We start from the raw sequence: 4,285 nt of genomic DNA, 5'->3' as shown, positions 1-4,285 counted from the left end.
TTACGGCATGGGGTATCAATGGACGGGAGGCGAGGCGAAATGAAGTTTAAGAACCTCTCGGTAAAGCGGCTGTTTGGTCGGGTGGCAATAGGGCTTGTCCTCTCCATGTCCGGGATCACCATAGCCCTGTTTCTTGTGACAAAACAGATTGCGGTGCTGCTGACTGGCGGGGCGCTGCTGCTGTGCGCCCTTGTGGGGATTTTTGTACTGACGCAGGCGTTTGGAAAGCGGCTGTCACAGTTTACCGCTGACCTGTGCCAGACCTTAGACCACATGATCGCCGGGAATGAAGCGCCCCAGCGCCCAGAGGACAGCGAAACCCAGCTTGCCAGAATCGGACATCGGCTGGCAAGGCTTTACCAGATCATGCAGGAGAACCGCCGCCGGGTGGACGAGGAACGGCAGGAGTTGCAGACTCTTGTATCAGATATTTCCCATCAGGTGAAAACGCCGGTAAGCAATCTGAAAATGGCGACGGACACCCTGCTGGAAAAGCCTATGACCGAGGCAGAGCGCACCGACTTTATCCGGGGAATCCGCAGCCAGACGGATAAGCTGGACTTTCTCTTTCAGGCTCTTGTGAAAACCTCCCGGCTGGAAACGGGCGTGATCCAGTTGGATAAGAAGCCGGGCCGCCTCTTTGATACCGTGGCGCAGGCCATGAGTGGGATCGTGTATGCAGCGGAGAAAAAGGAAATTGCCGTGTCCGTGGACTGCCCGGAGGATTTGACCGTTTCCCATGACAGCAAGTGGACATCCGAAGCCCTTTTTAACCTGCTGGACAATGCGGTGAAGTACACCCCGGCAGGCGGGAAAATCGCTGTGTCGGTGGTGCAGTGGGAAATGTATGTGGAGATCAAAGTGACCGACACCGGCAAAGGCATTTCCGAAAGTAATCAGGCTGCTATCTTCCGGCGCTTTTATCGTGAGGAAGAAGTACACGAACAGCAGGGCGTGGGCATTGGACTGTATCTGGCCCGCGAGATCGTAACGCGGCAAGGCGGCTATATCAAAGTGGTTTCAGAGCCGGGCAAGGGCTCGGAATTTTCCATTATGCTGCCGACAAAATAGAATGCGGCGGACGGCCATTTCCGGCTGCCCGCCGTAAATTTTTTTTGAAATGTCCGAGCGTTGTAACATTTCACCCCGATTTTCAATGAAATTTTTGGGCCGCTGTAACATTTCGCGGACATTTAGGTTTTACAATACCCTTATCAAATATGGAGGTGATACAACTATGACATGGCCTTTTGAAAATGACACCAGCGCCATTACAAAGAAGCTGGCGCAAAGAAGCTTCAAAGCCAACAAATTACGAAATATTGTTGCTGTAATAGCAATCGTTTTAACATCAATGCTTTTTACTTCTGTAACGACTTTATGTGTTGGAGCGATCCAGTCTATACAGACAACTATTTTGCAAATTAGGGGAACCAGCCCGTCCACTGGTACATCTGTAAATTGGATTGCCATAATAGCAGCCCTGTTTTTTATTATGATTTTTGTAATAACGGGCTATTTGCTCATTCGCAATATTTTTGAGATTTCTGTTGTTCAAGAAATAAAGAAATATGGCTTATTAAGAACAATCGGAACAACGGAGAAGCAAATCAAGCGAATTGTTTATAAGCAAGCATTTTGGCTGTCTATAATTGCTATATCTATTGGGTTGATTTTAGGATATATAGTAGGAATACTTATGCTTCCGTGGATTCTTAATTTTATGAAAGGCGAGTATCACAATCTTTCTGTGAACTTGAGTTTTAATCCTATTATTTTTGTCGTTGCCGGGATATTTAGTGCGATTACTGTTTGGGTGAGTATAAAGAAACCATTCAAAATTGCAGCTACGATTTCGCCCATTGAGGCAACTAGATACTATGAAAAAGACAATTATCATAGTGCCAACAAGAATCGTCTTTCGTTTAAGAATAGAATAACAGAAATGGCATGGAGAAATTTAAGAAGAAATTCAAAGCGTACCATATTTATCGTCTTATCCATGATACTCTGCATTATTCTCCTAAACAGTGCAATCGCAATCGGAAATAGTGTTGATGTTAAAAAATATGTATCTTCTGTTACCTCATTTGATTTTGTTGTGGCAAGCCCAAACACATTTTCTAATGTGCAAGGTTTTCGATTTAAAGATGATTCTGTTAGTAATGAAATCATATCTGATATTGAAAATAATATTCCTGTGCTGAACGGAAGTCGAATTTATAAAAACACTTTGGATGATGTCAGTGTTACTTATGATTATGGTAGTTTGGTCACGGAAGTATTAGACGAATACACAGAAGATAATCACCTTATACGAAGTGGTATGGTTGATGGCAGAACTTATCCAGTAAAACTCGGTGTTGATTATCGACCTCTTTGCAATATTTACGGGGTAGAAAAATCAATACTTCCTAAATTGAATTTCATTGAGGGAGAAACAGATATACAGCAACTAACCTCATATTTGGAAAGTGGAAACTATGTTATAGAAATTTCAGCGATCAACCCAAATGAATCTCCTGAATTTCTTTGTCCGCTCAATCAGGAAGTTACCATTTACAAAGATGGATTGCCTTATAAAACGGTTTCGGTAATTGCGCGTGCAGTGGTTGATTTTTCATTGGTAGAATCTCCGGGTAAGAATGTTGGCTACACTGATGTTGGCGGCGATTGTCCTATTTTCTATATGAGTAATGAGATGTTTGTGGAATTGTATAACAATCCAGCCATAATGAGTTATGTGTTTGATGTGGAAAAAGAACACTTTTTGCCAGCGACCGAGTACATCAATTCTTTGCCTACCGTTGAATACGCATCGTCTGAAACATTGGCACAAACTATGAATGGATTAAAACAAACTATTTTTATCATAGGTGGCCTTATTGGGTTTCTATTAGGAAGTATCGGGCTTGTGAATTTTTCCAACATCATTATAACGGGCATTATAAACCGGCAACGGGAATTTGCTACATTAGAGAGCATCGGAATGACGAAAAAACAAATTAACAAATTGACCGTATTGGAGGGATTGTTTTACGCATTTCTGATTTGTGTAATGGGTTTACCTCTCTCTCTTATTGTTGCAAATACAATTCTTCCTACTTTCTTTAATCAACCTGACTTATGGCTGTTTACAATACAGCCTACGATTTTCCCGTTGATATTAGAGGGAATTGTTATTTGCGTTGTGGCGATTATAGTTCCTCATGTTTCGTTTCGCTATTTTAGAAAAACAAGTATTGTAGCTCGATTAAGGGTAGTTGAATAATAATTTTGAAATGTCCGAGCGTTGTAGCATTTCACCCCCGATTTTCAATGAAATTTTTTGGCCGCTGTAACATTTCGCGGACATTTGGGTTTTACAATAGCCTTATCAACAGGCAGAAAGCCTTGAAAGGAGTTTTGAGTATGAGCGTTTTACAGGCGATTGATCTGAAAAAGTATTACGGCACAGAGCCGAACATTACCCGCGCCCTTGACGGTGTGAACTTCTCCGTGGAGGACGGCGAGTTTGTGGCCGTTGTGGGAACATCCGGCAGCGGCAAGTCCACCCTGCTTCACATGATGGGCGGGCTGGACACTCCCACCAGCGGAACCGTGATCGTCCGGGGCGAAGAACTGGCAAAGAAGAACGATGAACAGCTTACCATCTTTCGCCGCCGCAACATCGGCTTTATCTTCCAGAACTATAACCTTGTTCCTATTCTGAATGTGTATGAGAACATCGTCCTGCCGGTGGAGCTGGACGGGGACACGGTGGATCAGAAGTTTTTGGACGAGATCGTTCATCTGCTGGGGCTGGAAGATAAACTGAAAAACATGCCGAACAATCTTTCCGGCGGACAGCAGCAGCGTGTGGCTATCGCACGCGCCCTGATTACCAAACCGGCTATTGTGCTGGCCGACGAGCCGACCGGCAACCTTGACAGCAAGACCAGCGCCGAGGTGCTGGGGCTTATCAAGCGCACCAGTGCAGAGTTCCGGCAAACTGTTGTGATGATTACCCACAATGACGACATAGCCCGTCTTGCAGATCGGATTGTCCGCATTGAGGACGGCAAGATTGTGGAGTAAGGAGGTGGCAGGCTATGACATGGCCTTTTGAGAATGATACCAGCGCCATTACAAAGAAGCTGGCAAAGAAAAGTTTGCAAAGCGAGAAGCGCCGGAATCTGATGGTGGTGATTGCCGTTGCGCTGGCGGCATTTCTGATCTGCTTTACGGGAATTGTGTCTACCTCCCTGACACAAATGCAGCGCAATCAGGTTGTCGATACTTATGA

4 protein-coding genes are annotated in these 4,285 nt (G+C 44.6%); all 4 read left to right on the top strand.

The genetic code is table 11. The annotated features are described in order from the left end of the window. The first annotated feature begins 39 nt into the window (after positions 1 to 39). Positions 40 to 1,071, top strand: coding sequence for a sensor histidine kinase (locus EAI83_RS16845; protein ID WP_006060492.1), 1,032 nt, complete (start codon positions 40 to 42; stop codon positions 1,069 to 1,071). Positions 1,072 to 1,237: 166 nt separating this feature from the next. Then, the gene (locus tag EAI83_RS16840; RefSeq protein ID WP_097783440.1) at positions 1,238 to 3,271 is read left to right on the top strand and encodes an ABC transporter permease; all 2,034 of its coding nucleotides are present in this window, start codon (positions 1,238 to 1,240) and stop codon (positions 3,269 to 3,271) included. A gap of 140 nt (positions 3,272 to 3,411) precedes the next feature. Continuing rightward, positions 3,412 to 4,077, top strand: coding sequence for an ABC transporter ATP-binding protein (locus EAI83_RS16835; protein WP_117527013.1), 666 nt, complete (start codon positions 3,412 to 3,414; stop codon positions 4,075 to 4,077). Between the two features lie 14 nt (positions 4,078 to 4,091). Then, a partial coding sequence (locus EAI83_RS16830) for a hypothetical protein (RefSeq protein ID WP_129976258.1) occupies positions 4,092 to 4,285 on the top strand: 194 nt, incomplete at its 3' end.

It is taken from the genome of Blautia sp. aa_0143, assembly GCF_004167315.1.
Lineage (GTDB): Bacteria > Bacillota > Clostridia > Lachnospirales > Lachnospiraceae > Blautia_A > Blautia_A fusiformis.
Note: the sequence above shows the minus strand (reverse complement) of the source record. Positions and strands in the feature narration are given on the sequence as shown.